Origin of the sequence: Azorhizobium sp. AG788 (assembly GCF_943371865.1) — a bacterium.
In the GTDB taxonomy this organism is placed as follows: domain Bacteria; phylum Pseudomonadota; class Alphaproteobacteria; order Rhizobiales; family Xanthobacteraceae; genus Azorhizobium.
In genome coordinates, this window is the sequence record NZ_CALRWL010000057.1 from 1 (window position 1) to 14,668 (window position 14,668).

Below are 14,668 nucleotides of genomic sequence, written 5' to 3' on the forward strand. Positions count from 1 at the left end.
CAGGACGGGCAGGAGGGCGAAGGCGCCTTCGGCGATCTGCAACAGGGCCAGCAGGAGCTGCGCCGTCGCCTGGGCCAGATGCTGGAGCAACTCAAGCGCCAGCAGCAGGGCCAGGGCCGTGGGCAAGGCCAGCAGGGACAGGGACAACAGGGTCAGGGCGAAGGCGAAGGGGGCGACCCGTCCGGCCGCGCCGGCGAAGCCTTCGGCCGGGCCGAGCAGGCCATGCGCGACGCCGAGGGGGCGCTGGGCGAGGGCAACGGACAGGGCGCGCTCGATGCCCAGGGCCGGGCGCTGCAGGCGCTGCGCCAGGGCGCCCAGGCCATGGCCGAGGGCCAGCAGGGCGATCAGAACGGCCCCGGCCCCGGCGGCACTCCGGGCGAAAGCGCGGAGCGCACCGATCCTTTGGGCCGGCCCATGCGCACCCAGGATTATGGCGACGACTTCTCGGTGAAGGTGCCGGACGAGGTGGACGCCCAGCGCGCCCGCCAAGTGCTGGAAGAACTGCGCCGCCGCCTGGAACAGACCGAGCGGCCGCAGCAGGAACTGGACTATATCGAGCGCCTGCTGCGCAATTTCTGAGAGGATGATCTCCGGTCAAGCGCTGAGTGAGGTCCGGGCGATCGCTTTCGCCCGGAGCCGGAGGCATGGCGCTTGCGCCAACGCGACGTCTATGGATTGATCCTCGCTCTATGTGAGGATCGTCATGGCGCTGGACAGTTGGCTCGCATTCACCCTGGCCGCGGCCATCATGCTCGCCATTCCCGGCCCGACCGTGCTGCTGGTGGTGTCCTATGCCTTGAGCTGCGGACGGCGCGTCGCCGCCGCAACGGTGACCGGCGTGGTCCTGGGCGACATGGCCGCCATGACCGCCTCTCTGCTGGGACTCGGCACGCTGTTGGCCACCTCGGCAGCGCTGTTCACCGCGGTCAAATGGATCGGCGCCGCTTATTTGATTTATCTCGGCATCAAGCTCTGGCGCGCGCCGGTGGCGCAGGACGAGACGACGCCCATTTCCAGCCGCCAGGTCCATGCCGCCCGCATCTTGGCCCACGCGTTCCTGGTGACGGCGCTGAATCCCAAGAGCCTGGTGTTCTTCCTGGCCTTTCTGCCACCGTTTCTCGACCCATCCCGGCCGCTGCTGCCGCAGATGATCGTCCTGGAAGCCACCTTCCTGGTGCTCGCAGGGGCCAATGCCAGCGCCTATGCGGCCATGGCATCGGCCTCCCGCGGACTGGTCCGCTCGGCGCGGGTGCATCGGGCGATCAACCGCACCGGCGGCGGGCTGCTGGTCGGAGCGGGCCTACTCGCCGCTGGCTGGAAGCGCGCCGCTTAGGACCTCTACTCCAGCCCCTCGATATGGCCGATGAACGGCAATTGGCGGAAGGGGTGGGCCACATCCATGCCATAGCCCACCACGAACAGGTCCGGGCAGACGAAGCCCATATCGTACAAGCCCTCGTTCACCGCGCGCGTGCCCCGCTGCTCGAGCAGCCCCTATCAGCAGAGAGCGTGCCGGCGGACGCGCGTCGGCTCACTGGCGGCTCCCGGCCTGACACCACTCACGCCGGCGCCTCGGCACCACAGCCGACGTGGCTTTGCATGGCGACGGGTCCTTGCACCGCCCAAGGCCCGCGCCTGGCCTGAACCGGCGGCGGCCCCGCGCTTGAGGCGCCCGGGTCAGACGTGCAGGCCCACCTCCTCCAGCAGATGGCCATAGGCGGTCATCCGGATGAAGTCCGCGGCTCGACGCAACAACCCGTGGGCGTCGCCGAACACCGCCGTAAAGGTGAGGTGGGGCGCCATCTCCGCCTCCGTCATGTCATAGGACGCATAGCCCGGCTCCCGGCGGAAATCGTGTTCCGATCGCCGTCCCTCCCGCGCATTCAAAAAGGACCGCCAGATGGTGTCCCTAGAGATTGGGGAATCGACGTGTGCGCTCAGGGCGCTCAGCCGATCAGGGTGGTCCCAATCGACATGGAAATCGGTGCCTAGATACCCGGTCGGCGTGAGAACTGAAAGGCGGATCCACGAATAGGAGGCCCGATCGCGGTTGAGGTGGGGATCGGGATCTGCTGGATTCAGGCCCCAATAGTGGACGAAGACAGACACATCGCCGAGCGGCAAACGCACCGCCAGGTAATAGCTTTCCCCCCTCTGGTGCTTGTCCTGCGCCTGCGCGCGGGTCAGCGGATGCACAAGCATCTGCCGTCCCTGGCGGCGGGTCCAGTCTATGGCGAAACACACCTCACCGAGCTGCTCCGGCAGATCCTGGAACAGCCCATCCGGGGGAACCATCCAGGGCGCCGGGGTAAAGACGCCATCGGCGCATCGCGCCACGCGCGACGCCTTCGGCACTTCCACCGGGAAGGGTGTCGGCTCCCAATCGTCTTCCAGCTCCAATGCCGCCGCGGTCGCCGCTTCCTTGGCATGATGTTCCGCGCACAGCTCGCTGACATCGCGGTCCAGCTCCGCCCGCATCTGGCGAGCGAAATGCAGCATGTGGCGATGGTCCGCATAGCGGCGTTCGAGATCATCCAGATAGGCCGCCGCCCTGTCCGGCTCGCCGGCCAGGATGAAAGCGGTCACGGGCGCCTCGAACTGCATGTGCGTGCCTTCCTTGCGGGCGAAGGCGATCATGGTCTCGGCAAAATCGGCAAGGGTGGACACTTTCCCAAATGGCGCAAACATCGCGTCCGCCAGCTTGTCGATCAGCTGCGCCTGGAAGTCGGGTTCCCAGACGTGCCAGTTCCCAGACAGCTGGTCGGCCCCGCCCAGGCTGTTGGCGGGGCCGTAAAGCGGGATGAGATAGCGCTGGATATTAAACGAGAACCGGTCAGAACTGCGGTCCAGATAGGCGCCGCGCAGGATGTGGCGCACCGGCCGGACGACCAGCATCCGGCCCCGCAGCAGCAAGTCCGGCCGCATCTTCAGCAGCGGTTTCAGATAATGCCGGATATCCGCCGGCCGGGTGCCGCGGGTGCGGCCGCGCGCCTTCTCCGCCTCAATGCTGTCGGCCACCGCCTGCAGGTTTTTCCGGGCCACAGCAACGGCGCCGTCGGCATCCAACAGGGCATCTTCCGCCTCGTCGAAGACCGAAGCATTCAGCAGGCGCGCCAGCGCGGCGGCGACGCAGAGACCGGCCAGCATTTGATCTTCGTCCCCGCCCCAGCGCAGCGAGGCGGTGCGGTCGAAGGCCGGGTCGATCTGGCCGGCGAACTGGGCCAGCAATTCCGCATCGTCAAACACGTCGAACTCGACGCCGGTCTCCGCGCGCCGCAGCTTCATAGGCATGAAGCCGTGGTGCCCCTCCAGCTTGCCGCGCCCCGAAATGGAAAAGGGCAATGCCAGCTCACGCAAAACGGCATTCACCGCCGCTTTCGCGGGCAAGGGCCCGCGAAACAGCACATGGCTTTCCATCGACATGGCCGCCCCCCAGCGGAGGCTCGCGGGTCACGAGCCCATGGCGGTCAATCTAGAACAAAGCGGGAACTTGGCAACAGGATTCCGCTACGTCACATTGCAGAGCATGCAATGGAAGCTGATGTCCGGCGCCGTCCGGCGGGCCCGGCGCACAATGTCAGCGGAGCCCGCTACTCCAGCCCCTCGATATGGCCGATGAACGGCAATTGGCGGAAGGCGTGGGCGACATCCATGCCGTAGCCCACCACGAACAGGTCCGGGCAGACGAAGCCCACATAGTCCGGGTCCACATTCACCGCCCGCTTGCCGGGCTTTTCCAGCAGCACGCACACCAGCACCCGCCGCGCGCCGCGCGCCATCAGCAGGTCCTTGGCAAAGGCCAGGGTGCGGCCGGATTCCAGGATGTCGTCCACCAGCAGCACGTCGCGGCCGCGCACGTCGCTTTCCACATCCCGCAGGATGTTCACCTGACCGGAGGAAACCTGCGCCTCGCGATAGCTGGAGAGATGCACGAACTCCATTTCCGGCGCCAGGCCGGAGGCGTGCATCGCCCGCAGCAAATCGGCCGCGAAAATGAACGAGCCCTTCAGAACCGCGACCACCAGAAGCTGTTCCAGCCCCGCGGCGGCGATTTCACTGGCCAATTCGCGATTGCGGGCGGCAATGCGGTTCTCATCGAACAGAACTTTAACGGGTGGCAAGGACATGGTTCCTCCGTGATGTCCGAGCATGACGTGCGAAGCCTCCAGCGTCCAGCTTGGAGGACCGTGCCGCCCCCTCTCCACCGGGGGGCGGCCTCAGAAGCCGGGGAGACCTGCTCTCCCCCTTTGATTCACCGTGCCGGTGACGCATCCGCTTGATTCAAGCCGATGCGTTCCGGCTCTATGGTGGCGCGCAACGGCATGCCCGATTCGGGGAAGGTGAAGAACGTGGTCCGGTTCGAGAATGTGGGCCTGAGGTATGGCATGGGGCCGGAGGTGCTGAAGGACGTCACCTTCAGCATCGAGCCGAGCTCGTTCCAGTTTCTCACCGGCCCTTCCGGCGCCGGCAAGACCACCTTGATGCGCCTGCTGTTTCTCTCCATGAAGCCCACCCGCGGGCTCATCACCATGTTCGGGCGTGACGTGTCCTCGCTGGATCCCGACGAGGTGGCGGTGATCCGGCGCCGCATCGGCATCGTGTTCCAGGATTTCCGCCTGCTGGACCATTTCACCACCTATGAGAATGTGGCTCTGCCGCTGCGGGTGCTGGGCAAGGAAGAAACCAGCTACCGCGCCGAGGTGACGGAATTGCTGCATTGGGTCGGCCTGGGCGATCGCATGCACGTGCTGCCCCCGGTGCTGTCCGGCGGCGAGAAGCAGCGCGCGGCCATCGCCCGCGCGCTGATCGGCCGGCCGGAATTCCTGCTGGCGGACGAACCCACCGGCAATGTGGACCCGACCCTCGCCCGCCGCCTGCTGCGCCTGTTCGTGGAACTGAACCGCTCGGGCACCTCGGTGCTGCTGGCCACCCACGACATCGCGCTCATGGACCAGTTCGACGCCCGCCGCCTCGTGATCGCCGATGGACGCCTCTATGTCTACGACTGAACCGGGCCTTCCCCCCGCCGCCGCCCCGGCGGTGCCCCCCACGGCGGCGAAAGCCAAGCCAAAGGCTCCCGCCAAGCCAAAGGCCGCGCCCATCACCCCCATCGTGCCGGGCGCGACCGTGGCCGGACGGGCGCTGATCGCCGTGGTCGCCATCATGACCTTCCTCGCTGCGCTCACCATCGGCTCGGTGATGGCGGTGCGCACCACCGCCGGCGCCTGGCGCAGTGACGTGACGCGGGAGGTCACCATTCAGATCCGCGCCGGCGACAAGGCGGTGACTGACGGCCAGGTGCGCACCGCGGTGGATCTCGCCCGCCAGACGCCGGGCATCGCCGAAGCCCATGTGCTCACGGATGAGGAAACCAGCCGGCTGCTGGAGCCCTGGCTGGGCGCTGGCCTCGATTATTCTGACCTTCCGGTGCCGCGCATCGTGGTGCTGCGGCTCGACGCCACCACGCCGCCGGACCTGGCCAAGCTGCGCCGCACCTTGACCGATCGCATCCCCACCGCCGCTCTGGACGATCACCGCACCTGGTCGCGCCGCCTCGGCGCCATGGCGGAAGGGGTGATGCTCACCGGCTTCGCGCTGGTGGCGCTGGTGGGCGCCGCCACCGTGCTGTCGGTGGTGTTCGCCACCCGCGCGGCCGTGGCCACCAATCGCGCCGTGGTCGAGGTGCTGCATTTCGTCGGCGCGCGGGACGGCTTCATCGCCGCCCAGTTCCAGCGCCACTTCCTCAAGATCGGCACCCAGGGCGGCCTCCTGGGCGGGCTGGCGGCGGCGGGATTGTTCGGCGTCCTCATCAGCCTGCCGCGCTTCGGCTTCGAGACCGACCCGGAAAATCCCACCATTCTGAGCTGGCTCGATCCCGGCTGGCTCGGCTTCGGCGGCATCGCCTTGGCGGTGGTGGTGATCGCGCTGGTCACCGCCATCACCTCGCGCATCACCGTTTACCGGACGTTGAGGACGATCACATGAGCCCCGGGGCCGGGCGGGGGCCGCGCGCGGCGTCCTCGCGCCTGCCGTATTTCTCGGGCATTGTGACACCATGACTGGCACTGAAGGGGCCTGCGAGGTCAGGCCGGCACAGCGGGTGGAACCATCGCAGCGCTGCGGGGCCTGGATCTGGGCCCGGCGGATGGCCACCGTGTTCGCCTTTGCGGTGGGCAGCGTGGGGTTGCTGTTCGTCATCGGCTTTGTGGTCTTCACCGCCGCCATCGCCCCCCAGGAGCCGGCCGGACTGAAGCCGGCGGATGGCATCGTGGTGCTCACCGGGGGCGCCTCGCGCATCGCCGACGGGGTGCAATTGCTCGCCTCCGGCCATGGCCAGCGGCTGCTGATCACCGGCGTCAACCGCACCACCTCCCCCGACGAGATCCGCCGCACCCTGCCGGACAACGAGCATCTGCTGGACTGCTGCGTCGATCTGGGCCACCGGGCGCTCAACACGTTCGGCAATGCCATCGAGGCGGCGGAATGGACGCGCTCGCAGCATTTCCGCTCGCTGGTGGTGGTCACCTCCGCCTGGCACATGCCGCGCGCGCTGGTGGAACTGGGCCGCGCCCTGCCGGACGTGGAACTGGTGGCCTATCCGGTGGTCACCGACCGCATGCAGGCCCCCAATTGGTGGACCGACACCCAGACGGTGAAGCTCCTCCTCAAGGAATATTTGAAGTACATGATGGCCCAGGCGAAGATCCGTCCGGCCCAGGCGGTCGCGCCCAAGACCCAGCCCGCCCCCGTCCCTAATGCCGGGGCGCAGGCCTCGGTGTCGGCACCGCTCCATGGGCCCGACAGGAAGCCAGAGTGACCCTGCTGCGTTCTGCGCTGTTCCAGCTGCTCTTCTACGCCTTCACCATCCTCTACATGCTGGTGTGCCTGCCCATCCTGCCGTTCATCTCCCGGCAGGTGATGTGGCGCGCCATCGTGCTGCCGTGGGTCGCCGTCACCGGCTTCCTGCTGCGGGTGATCGCCGGCACCAAGGTGGAGATCATCGGCCGCGAGCACATCCCCGCCGGCCCGCTGCTGGTGGCCTCCAAGCACCAGTCGGCCTGGGAGACCCTGGCGCTGCTGCCGCTGTTCAGCGACGCCACCTTCATCCTCAAGCGCGAGCTGACCTGGCTGCCGCTGTTCGGCTGGTACATGCGCAAGGGGCGGGTGATCCCGATCGATCGCGGTGCCCGCGCGGCGGCGCTGAAGAGCATGACCCAGCGCGCCCGCGAGGAACTGGCGGGCAACCGCCAGATCATCATCTTTCCCGAAGGCACCCGCCGCGCGCCCGGCGCACCGCCCGCCTACAAGTTCGGGGTGGCCCATCTCTATGCGGCGTTCGGCGTGCCCTGCCTGCCGGTGGCGCTGAACTCCGGCCTTTATTGGCCGCGCAACGCGCTGGTGCGCCGGCCCGGCATCATCCGGGTGGAAATCCTGCCGCCGATCCCGCCGGGCCTGCCGCGCGAGGTCTTCCTCGCCCGCCTGCAAACCGAGATCGAAACCGCCAGCGATCGCCTACTTGTGAAGGGACGTGCGGAGCTGGGGATGGACCGGCCCTGAGCGGGCAAGGGGCCGACGGTGTTATCCCCGTAACCATACCCTGTGGAAAAGTCTTGATCCGTCGAATCGGGCGTTCTAGTTTCGTTCTCATGAACGCCACTGATTCGCTCCTCATTCCCCTGTACGACGCCGGTCGGCTGAGCGGCCTGACGGATGGCGCGCTCGGTGCGCGTTTCCGCTTCTGGCGCGATCAGGACGGCCTTCGCCATGTGTTTTCGGTGTATCCCGCCGCAGACGCGCCCGACTATCCCGACGCTCTGGCCATCGCGGTGCGCCGCACGCCCGCCGGCTCCATCGCTCTCTGGGCCGGGCTTCCGGGCGAGGCCGCCAAGCGCGCGGCGCGCCGCTACCAGGCGGAAGAGATTCACATCCACGTGTTCGGCGATGCCCCGCCCGCCAGCCTGACGGGCTTCCTGCTGCCGCGCGACCCCGCCACCGATCCCCTGGCCCTGCCCGCCCCCCGGACGGACGCCATGCGCGAGACCACCCAGAGCCGCCGCGCCGCCTGATCGCCCGATCCTCGCAAGCCGGACCTGCGGTCCGGCGCGCGCAGAGATCAGGCGCGGGACTAGCCCTGGCCGTCGCGCAAACGATGGGCGATCCAGGACAGGCCGGAATCGACGATGCCCATGGCCGCCAACGCGTCCACCGTCGCCAGCACATAGTCCCGATTGGGTCCGGACAGGCCGTGCGAGCGCCGCACCATGTGCAACTGGTCTTCCAGCCCAAGGCCGCGGGCATATTGCGGATGCGCCCGATTGGCCACATAGGCCACCGCTGGCGCATTGGTGCGGGCGGCATCCTTGAGATTCACCCGGCGCGTGGTCTCGCGATAGACCCCCGAAATCTGCTCCCGCTCGGTGAGATAGACATGGGTCTGCGGCCAGTCCGCCGCCGCCACCTTGTAGGCAATGCCCCGGCAGGAACCGCCCGAATCGAGGCCGAGCACCAGCCCCGGATGCTCCGGCGTGCCGCGATGATGGAAGGAATAGATGCACAGCGCCCGGTGCGCCCCCACCAGCGTCGCCTCCACCCGCTCGACAAAGGCAAAGCCCGGATTCCACATCAGCGAGCCATAGGCGAAGACCCAATGGTCGCGCTCTGCGGCAGCTTCGGTGTGCGCGGGCGCGGATGGCGAGAAAGGCGAGTTGGGCATCGGGCGATTACGACGTCTCGGAGAGCGATCTCAACACCGGCGCGCGAGCGGACCGAACGTCCTGCGGCAACGCGCATCAAAGGTGCGGCACCTGATTTGCGCAGGGGTCTTCAACTGACCCCAAACATGCTCTAACAGCGCCTTATCCCCCTCGCAAGCGCGAGCCATGAAGGGAAAGTATGACTGACATCCAACCCGCGCCGCGGCGCCGGCGGACCTGGATCATCGTCCTGCCGCTCGCTCTCCTTGTCCTGCTCGGTCTCGGCTGGTGCGGACTTTGGGTCTATGCCTCCCAGCGCGCCGATGCGGAAATCGACGCCTGGATCGCACGCGAGAAATTCGTGGGCCGCCAATGGAGCTGTTCCGAGCGCAGCCTGGAAGGCTTTCCGTTCCGCTTCGAACTGATGTGCCGTGATCCGGTGCTGCTGACCCAGGGGGGCGACAGCCTGAAGATCTCCGCCGCGGCCGCCCATGCGGTGGCGCAGGTGTGGGATCCCTCCCATATCGTTGCGGAATTCGCCTCGCCGGCACGGATCGAGAATCTCGCCACCGGGCAGGTGTTCACCGCCTCCTGGTCGCTGTTCCAGATGAGCGGCGTGGGCGACAGCACCGGCCGCCCGGTGCGCCTGGATGTGGCGGTGAACAATCCGATGATCGAACAGGCGCTGGGCAATGCCAGCGCCACCCCCATGCTGTCCGCCAAGCATCTGGAAACCCATGCCCGACGCCGCCCGGGAGATGCCGGCGCCAAGGATGGCGTGGACTTCGCCATATCGCTCAATGGGGCGGAGAGCCCGCAACTGGCCGCCGCCGGCAGCGCGGGGCCGCTGGACCTGGCGCTGCAGGTGACCATCACCGCGCTGGAGGATCTGCGCCCTATGTCGGTGCAGGACCGGCTGCGGGCCTGGTCCATGGCCGGGGGCATGATGCAATTGCAGGGCTTCGCGGTCACCACCCCCAAGGCCGCCGCCAGCGCCACCGGCGCCTTGCTGCTGGACGCCCAGGGCCGCCTCAACGGTCAGTTGCAGTTGGGCTTTGCCGGCATCGAGGATGTGCTGAAGAATCTGAGCAAGGCCGGCCTGGTGCCGCAGGAATATGTGCCCATCGTCGGGGCACTGGCCATGGCCGGCAAGCGCGGCGACGTGGCCGGCCGCAAGAATGGCGTTACCTTCTCGATCGGCTTCGACCAGGGCGCCCTCAAGCTGGGCAAGATCCCAGTGGGCATCGTGCCGCCGCTGTTCTCGGCGCTCCCGCCGCCGCCCCCACCGCCACCACCTGCCATTGGAACGACACCTGCCCAATAGGCGCCGCTTCTCCCGCAAGGCGCATCCAGACGACCGCATCCGGCGACAGCGCCGGGTGCCGTTTTCGGTTCAGGGTTGAGGTGCCTTCTCGGTGGGAATGGAGCGACGGCCGAAGTCCGCCGCCGCCGTCTCCTGCCCCTGCTCGATGATCGAGCGGCGGATGGCGCGGGTGCGGGTGAAATGCTCGAACAGCGCGTCGCCGTCGCTGAAGCGGATCGCCCGCTGCAGCGCGCTCAGATCCTCGGTGAACCGCCCGAGCATCTCCAGCACCGCCTCGCGATTGTTCAGGAACACGTCCCGCCACATGGTGGGGTCCGATGCGGCGATACGGGTGAAATCGCGGAAGCCGCCGGCGGAGAATTTGATCACCTCGGAGGTCAGCGTCTGTTCCAGATGCTCCGCCGTGCCGACGATGCTGTAGGCGATCAGATGCGGCAGATGGGAGGTGATCGCCAGCACCAGATCATGGTGCTGCGGCGACATGGTCTCCACATTGGCTCCCATGCCGCGCCACAGCGCCGACAGGCGCTCCACCGCGACCGGGTCGCTGCCCTCCAGCGGCGTGACGATGCACCAGCGGTTGGCAAACAGGCTGGCAAAGCCTGAATCGGGGCCGGAACATTCGGTGCCCGCCACCGGATGGGCCGGCACCAGATGGGCATGGGCGGGCACGAGAGGTGCCATCTGCTCCACCACCGAGGCCTTCACCGAGCCCACGTCGGACAAGATGGCGCCGGGCTTCAGCACCGGGCCCACCTCCGCCGCCACCGCCCCCGACGCGCCCACGGGCACGCAGGCAATGACGATATCGGCGTCGCGGGCAGCGTCCGCGGCGGTCTCGGCCACCTCGTCCGCAAAGCCCAGCTCGCGCACCCGCGCCCGCACCGCGGCGTCGCGGTCGCTGACCACCACCACCCCGGCCAGTCCCTTCTCCCGCGCCGCGCGGGCGATGGACGAGCCGATCAGGCCGGCGCCGATGATCGCAAGGCGCCCCACCAAGGGCGCGCTCATTGCGCCGCCCCGGCGAGGAAGTCGCTCAGCGCCTGTACCACCAGACGGTTCGCCTCTTCCGAACCCACCGTCATGCGCAGGGCATGGGGCAGGCCATAGGCCCGCACCTGCCGCAGCACGATGCCGCGCCGGTTGAGGAAGGCATCCGCTTCCGGCGCCGTGCGGCCGGCGGTCTCGGGGAAGTGGATCAGCAGGAAGTTGCCGACGCTGGGGGTGACCTTCAGACCCAGAGCGCCGATCTCGGCGGTGAGCCAGGACAGCCACTGGTCATTGTGCGCCACCGCCGTTTCCATATGGGCGGTGTCGAGGATGGCGGCGGCACCGGCGGCGATGGCCGGGGCATTCATGTTGAACGGGCCGCGCACCCGGTTCAGCGCATCGATCACCGCCTCGGATCCCACCGCCCAGCCGATGCGCAGGGCCGCGAGGCCGTGGATCTTGGAGAAGGTGCGGGTCATGATGACGTTTTCGGCGGTCAGCGCCAGTTCCAGCCCGGCCTCGTAATCGTTGCGGCGGACGTATTCGCTATAAGCGGCATCCAGAACCAGCAGCACGTGCGGCGGCAGCTCCGCATGCAGGCGGCGCACCTCCTCGAACGGCAGATAGGTGCCGGTGGGATTGTTGGGATTGGCCAGGAACACCAGCTTGGTGCGCGGGGTCACCGCCGCCAGCATGGCATCCACATCCGCCACCAGGCCCTCGGTCTCCGGCGTGGCGATGGGCGTGCCGCCGGCGGACAGAGTGGCGATCTTGTAGACCAGGAAGCCGTGGGCGCTGAAAATCGCCTCGTCGCCCGCGCCCACATAGGTGTGGGCGATGAGGTTCAGCAATTCGTCCGAGCCGGCGCCGCAGATGATCCGGGCCGGATTGATGCCGGTGGCCTTGCCGATGGCCTCGCGCAGCACGGTGGCGGAGCCGTCGGGATAGTCCTGGAGATTGGCGCCGGCCGCCTGATAGGCCGCCACCGCCAATGGGCTCGGCCCGATCGGGGTCTCGTTGGAGGAGAGCTTATAGACCTTCTCCACGCCCTCCACATGGCTCTTGCCGGGCACATAGGCCGAGATGGCCATGACGCCGGGGCGGGGCTCGGGACGGGTGGGACGGCGATTGTCTTGCGCGGGAACGGACATACTCAACTCCAACTCAGGACCCGGCGCTGCCGGCATTGCCCTGACCGATGCGATACGGGGCGGCGTGGCTGCCCACGGGAATGAAGGACCGGACGCTGGCGCCGCTCTGGCGCAGGGCATCCAGCACCGCGTCGCGGGCGCCGCCATGGGGTACCGACACCAGCAAAGCGGCACCATCAAGGGCGCCGTCGGACACCGCCAGCACATCGGCCAGCGGCGAGACCGCGGCGGCGGCCTTGGCGCTCCAGCCGGCAACACGGACCGAGAACATCTCCACCTCGGTCACCGCCGCATCATTGATGGGGTGGGAAACCACGAACACCGGCAGGCCGGCGGGATGGTCGGCACGGTCCACGAACGGCAGGCGGGCGATGATCTTCGGCGCATTGGCCGGCTCCAGCGCGGTCCACCAGGGGTCGCTGCCGGGCACCATGGCGGCGGGCAGCAGGCCGAGGTCGCCCTTGGAGGCGGCCACCACATCCACCACGCCCCGCGCGCCCACATGGGGCACGAACGGGGTGGTGAAGCCGAAATGAAAGCGGGCACTGTCGCGCATCAAGGGCTCGCCCACCGAGAGGTCCGCATGCACCGCATAGGGCGCCTGGACATAGGTGAAGGTGGAGATGATGACGCGCCAGATGCTCTCCACCGTGTCGAGCGGCAGCAGGCCGTGGTGGCGTTCCACCAGGCGGCGCATCATGGCGGCCTCGCGGGCCGGACGGAAGGCGGAGCCCTCGGTCTGGTTGCGCTTCACCGCCACCAGGCGATCAATGATCTCGCCGCGCTCCATGAGCAGGCGATGCATCGTCTCGTCGATGCGGTCGATATCCGCACGGAGGTCCGCGAGGGAAGGGGTCTGGGCACGTTCTGTCATGGGAACCACGCGATCGCGGCGACCTGTAGCGGGAGACGGGCGCCGAATCAAAGAATTGTTGCACAAGGCAGGCCCGCGCGGCGCGCGGAACCGGGCGGACGGTAGACTTCGCCCGCCGGATCGGCCATGCCGGACGGGGGTGCGGGAGGCAGGCGGTGGCGGGCGCGATCAAGGAAACGCTCTATTACACCGTGGGTCTGGTGGTGCTGCGGGCCATCGGCCTCGTCATGCTGCCGGTCAACACGTATTTTCTCTCCAGCGCCGAATATGGCCGGCTGGAGGTGCTGCTGTCGTTCATCGACGTGGGCGCGCTACTGTTCGGCCTCGCCTTGCCCGCCGCTTTGTCCCGCTTCGTGGGCACGGTGGAGACCTGGGAGGCGCGCAAGGCGGTGTGCGCCGAATATGCCGGGCTGGCGCTGCTGGTGTCCGGCACGCTGGTGGCCTTGGGGGCCATCTTCTCCGCGCCGATCATGGGCCTGCTGCCGGAGGCGGTGAGCCGCACGGAATTCCTGCTGCTGCTGGGCGCGATCTGTGTGGAAGGCGTGCTGGGGGTGGGGCTGACCTGGATGCGCATCCGGGGAGCGGCGCGCACCTTCCTGATCATGAGCCTGACCCGCGCGCTGGCCCAGGCGGTGCTGTCCGGCACCTTGCTGGCGCTGGGGTTCGGGGTGGAGGGGGTGCTGATCGCCTCGGCCAGCGCCGCTTTGGCCCAGGGGGCGGCCATGCTGGCCTATCTGGCGCGGGATTGCGGCATCTCCATCCGCTTCGCCCGCTGGCGGGAGATGGTCTTTTACTGTGGTCCCTTGCTGCTCTCGGCCTTGGCGGCGTTTGTGCTGGGATCTTATGACCGCTGGGTTCTGGTGCTGGATGTGAGCCCGGAGCAGATCGCGCTCTATGGCGTCGCCGGGCGCTTGGGCGGGCTCACCGCGGTGCTGCTGCAGCCGTTCCACATGTGGTGGTTTCCCAAGCGGTTCATCGTGTTAGCCGAAGACCGGGGCGCCGAGCGCAGCGCCGATATCGTCGCGCTGGGCTATCTGATCGTGCTGTCGGCGGCGGTGGTGGTGAGTCTCGGGGGCCCGTTCGCGGTGCATATCCTCACCCGCGAGGCCTATTGGGGGGCGAGTGCCTTCATCGCCTTCATCGCCCTGAATTATGCCATCCAGGAAACTGGCAGCCTGTTGGAAATTGGCTGTTATTTGCGCAAGGACGGCTTCGCGCCGCTGATCATCAATTTGATCGGCGCCGGTCTCGCCATCGTTTTGTATTATACCCTAATTCCCCGCTACGGCGTGGCCGGAGCAGTGGGTGCAACACTGATGGCACAGAGTGTCCGTGTGTTTATCACATATCTGGTATCTCGATACTACGCACCCATCCCCTACCGCTTCGGCCCCCTGGCCGGGGTGACCCTGGTGGCCGCCGCATTGACCGCCTTGAGCTATGCGCTGCTGCCGCCGCTGGTAATGCCCTTGGGCGGCGCGGTCGTGCTGGCGGTGATCGCGGCCATGACCTGGAAGCTGCGCCTCCTGCCCGCCATGGACCCGGACGAACTGCCCGACTTCATTCGACGCCGCCTCAAGCGCGGGTAGAGCTGGAGGGGCGCCCGCATCCGGCGCTCCCGGCGCGCTTCTTGCTT

At 67.9% G+C, this 14,668-nt stretch carries 15 protein-coding genes and 1 pseudogene; 9 read left to right on the top strand and 7 right to left on the bottom strand.

Annotated elements, in window-relative coordinates; all coding sequences use genetic code 11:
* Together AAG816_RS23660 and AAG816_RS23665 are read left to right on the top strand one after the other, a co-directional pair.
* A partial coding sequence (locus tag AAG816_RS23660; RefSeq protein ID WP_341992159.1) for a DUF4175 family protein occupies nt 1–579 on the top strand: 579 nt, incomplete at its 5' end.
* Between the two features lie 124 nt (nt 580–703).
* Complete coding sequence (locus AAG816_RS23665; RefSeq protein WP_341992160.1) at nt 704–1,333, top strand: LysE family translocator; 630 nt, start codon at nt 704–706, stop codon at nt 1,331–1,333.
* A gap of 5 nt (nt 1,334–1,338) precedes the next feature.
* Here the strand turns inward: AAG816_RS23665 and AAG816_RS23670 are convergent.
* From AAG816_RS23670 to hpt, 3 genes and pseudogenes are all read right to left on the bottom strand, one after another.
* Nucleotides 1,339–1,491, bottom strand: a pseudogene (locus AAG816_RS23670) (hypoxanthine phosphoribosyltransferase); the annotation flags it as partial.
* 186 nt (nt 1,492–1,677) lie between these two features.
* Nucleotides 1,678–3,228, bottom strand: a complete 1,551-nt coding sequence (locus tag AAG816_RS23675; protein ID WP_341992161.1) for a hypothetical protein — start codon at nt 3,226–3,228, stop codon at nt 1,678–1,680.
* Nucleotides 3,229–3,590: 362 nt separating this feature from the next.
* The gene (hpt, locus tag AAG816_RS23680) at nt 3,591–4,127 is read right to left on the bottom strand and encodes a hypoxanthine phosphoribosyltransferase (protein ID WP_341992162.1); all 537 of its coding nucleotides are present in this window, start codon (nt 4,125–4,127) and stop codon (nt 3,591–3,593) included.
* A gap of 222 nt (nt 4,128–4,349) precedes the next feature.
* Here hpt and ftsE point away from each other — a divergent pair, with 222 nt between their 5' ends.
* The 5 genes from ftsE (at nt 4,350) to AAG816_RS23705 (ending at nt 8,066) form a co-directional block, all read left to right on the top strand.
* Entirely contained in the window at nt 4,350–5,009 is a 660-nt protein-coding gene (ftsE, locus tag AAG816_RS23685) for a cell division ATP-binding protein FtsE (RefSeq protein ID WP_341992194.1), read from the top strand.
* On the top strand, nt 4,996–5,985 hold the full coding sequence (locus AAG816_RS23690) for an ABC transporter permease (RefSeq protein WP_341992163.1): 990 nt from the start codon (nt 4,996–4,998) through the stop codon (nt 5,983–5,985). The genes ftsE and AAG816_RS23690 overlap by 14 nt, the downstream gene beginning before the upstream one ends.
* Nucleotides 5,986–6,145: 160 nt before the next feature.
* The gene (locus AAG816_RS23695; protein ID WP_341992166.1) at nt 6,146–6,817 is read left to right on the top strand and encodes a YdcF family protein; all 672 of its coding nucleotides are present in this window, start codon (nt 6,146–6,148) and stop codon (nt 6,815–6,817) included.
* Complete coding sequence (locus AAG816_RS23700; protein ID WP_341992167.1) at nt 6,814–7,557, top strand: lysophospholipid acyltransferase family protein; 744 nt, start codon at nt 6,814–6,816, stop codon at nt 7,555–7,557. Before AAG816_RS23695 ends, AAG816_RS23700 begins: the two co-directional genes overlap by 4 nt.
* Before the next feature lie 89 nt (nt 7,558–7,646).
* Nucleotides 7,647–8,066 (top strand): hypothetical protein, encoded by a 420-nt coding sequence (locus AAG816_RS23705; RefSeq protein WP_341992168.1) that lies wholly within the window; start codon nt 7,647–7,649, stop codon nt 8,064–8,066.
* Between the two features lie 59 nt (nt 8,067–8,125).
* On the opposite strand, the gene AAG816_RS23710 is transcribed toward AAG816_RS23705, so the two are convergent.
* On the bottom strand, nt 8,126–8,713 hold the full coding sequence (locus AAG816_RS23710; protein WP_341992169.1) for a gamma-glutamylcyclotransferase: 588 nt from the start codon (nt 8,711–8,713) through the stop codon (nt 8,126–8,128).
* 179 nt (nt 8,714–8,892) lie between these two features.
* Between AAG816_RS23710 and AAG816_RS23715 the strand changes: the two genes are divergently transcribed.
* Entirely contained in the window at nt 8,893–10,017 is a 1,125-nt protein-coding gene (locus AAG816_RS23715) for a DUF2125 domain-containing protein (protein WP_341992170.1), read from the top strand.
* Between the two features lie 69 nt (nt 10,018–10,086).
* Here the strand turns inward: AAG816_RS23715 and AAG816_RS23720 are convergent, their stop codons facing one another.
* From AAG816_RS23720 to AAG816_RS23730, 3 genes are read right to left on the bottom strand one after another with little or no spacing between them, the layout of a single operon-like run.
* A complete protein-coding gene (locus tag AAG816_RS23720; protein WP_341992171.1) occupies nt 10,087–11,028 on the bottom strand; it encodes a prephenate/arogenate dehydrogenase family protein in 942 nt (313 codons plus the stop codon).
* Nucleotides 11,025–12,158 carry a histidinol-phosphate transaminase gene (gene hisC / locus AAG816_RS23725; RefSeq protein ID WP_341992172.1) on the bottom strand — a complete coding sequence of 378 codons (1,134 nt, stop codon included), beginning with the start codon at nt 12,156–12,158 and terminating at the stop codon, nt 11,025–11,027. Before hisC ends, AAG816_RS23720 begins: the two co-directional genes overlap by 4 nt.
* A 13-nt stretch (nt 12,159–12,171) precedes the next feature.
* On the bottom strand, nt 12,172–13,032 hold the full coding sequence (locus AAG816_RS23730; RefSeq protein WP_341992173.1) for a chorismate mutase: 861 nt from the start codon (nt 13,030–13,032) through the stop codon (nt 12,172–12,174).
* Between the two features lie 155 nt (nt 13,033–13,187).
* On the opposite strand from AAG816_RS23730, the gene AAG816_RS23735 reads away from it, so the two are divergent.
* On the top strand, nt 13,188–14,621 hold the full coding sequence (locus AAG816_RS23735; RefSeq protein ID WP_341992174.1) for an oligosaccharide flippase family protein: 1,434 nt from the start codon (nt 13,188–13,190) through the stop codon (nt 14,619–14,621).
* The last annotated feature ends 47 nt before the right edge of the window (nt 14,622–14,668 follow it).

What these genes read in the sequence shown, in the direction of transcription:
- hpt (WP_341992162.1), bottom strand. Translation starts at nt 4,127, where the DNA reads ATGTCCTTGCCACCCGTTAAAGTTCTGTTCGATGAGAACCGCATTGCC.
- AAG816_RS23695 (WP_341992166.1), top strand. Translation starts at nt 6,146, where the DNA reads ATGGCCACCGTGTTCGCCTTTGCGGTGGGCAGCGTGGGGTTGCTGTTC.
- AAG816_RS23665 (WP_341992160.1), top strand. Translation starts at nt 704, where the DNA reads ATGGCGCTGGACAGTTGGCTCGCATTCACCCTGGCCGCGGCCATCATG.
- AAG816_RS23715 (WP_341992170.1), top strand. Translation starts at nt 8,893, where the DNA reads ATGACTGACATCCAACCCGCGCCGCGGCGCCGGCGGACCTGGATCATC.
- AAG816_RS23690 (WP_341992163.1), top strand. Translation starts at nt 4,996, where the DNA reads ATGTCTACGACTGAACCGGGCCTTCCCCCCGCCGCCGCCCCGGCGGTG.
- AAG816_RS23720 (WP_341992171.1), bottom strand. Translation starts at nt 11,028, where the DNA reads ATGAGCGCGCCCTTGGTGGGGCGCCTTGCGATCATCGGCGCCGGCCTG.
- AAG816_RS23705 (WP_341992168.1), top strand. Translation starts at nt 7,647, where the DNA reads ATGAACGCCACTGATTCGCTCCTCATTCCCCTGTACGACGCCGGTCGG.
- AAG816_RS23730 (WP_341992173.1), bottom strand. Translation starts at nt 13,032, where the DNA reads ATGACAGAACGTGCCCAGACCCCTTCCCTCGCGGACCTCCGTGCGGAT.
- hisC (WP_341992172.1), bottom strand. Translation starts at nt 12,158, where the DNA reads ATGTCCGTTCCCGCGCAAGACAATCGCCGTCCCACCCGTCCCGAGCCC.
- AAG816_RS23710 (WP_341992169.1), bottom strand. Translation starts at nt 8,713, where the DNA reads ATGCCCAACTCGCCTTTCTCGCCATCCGCGCCCGCGCACACCGAAGCT.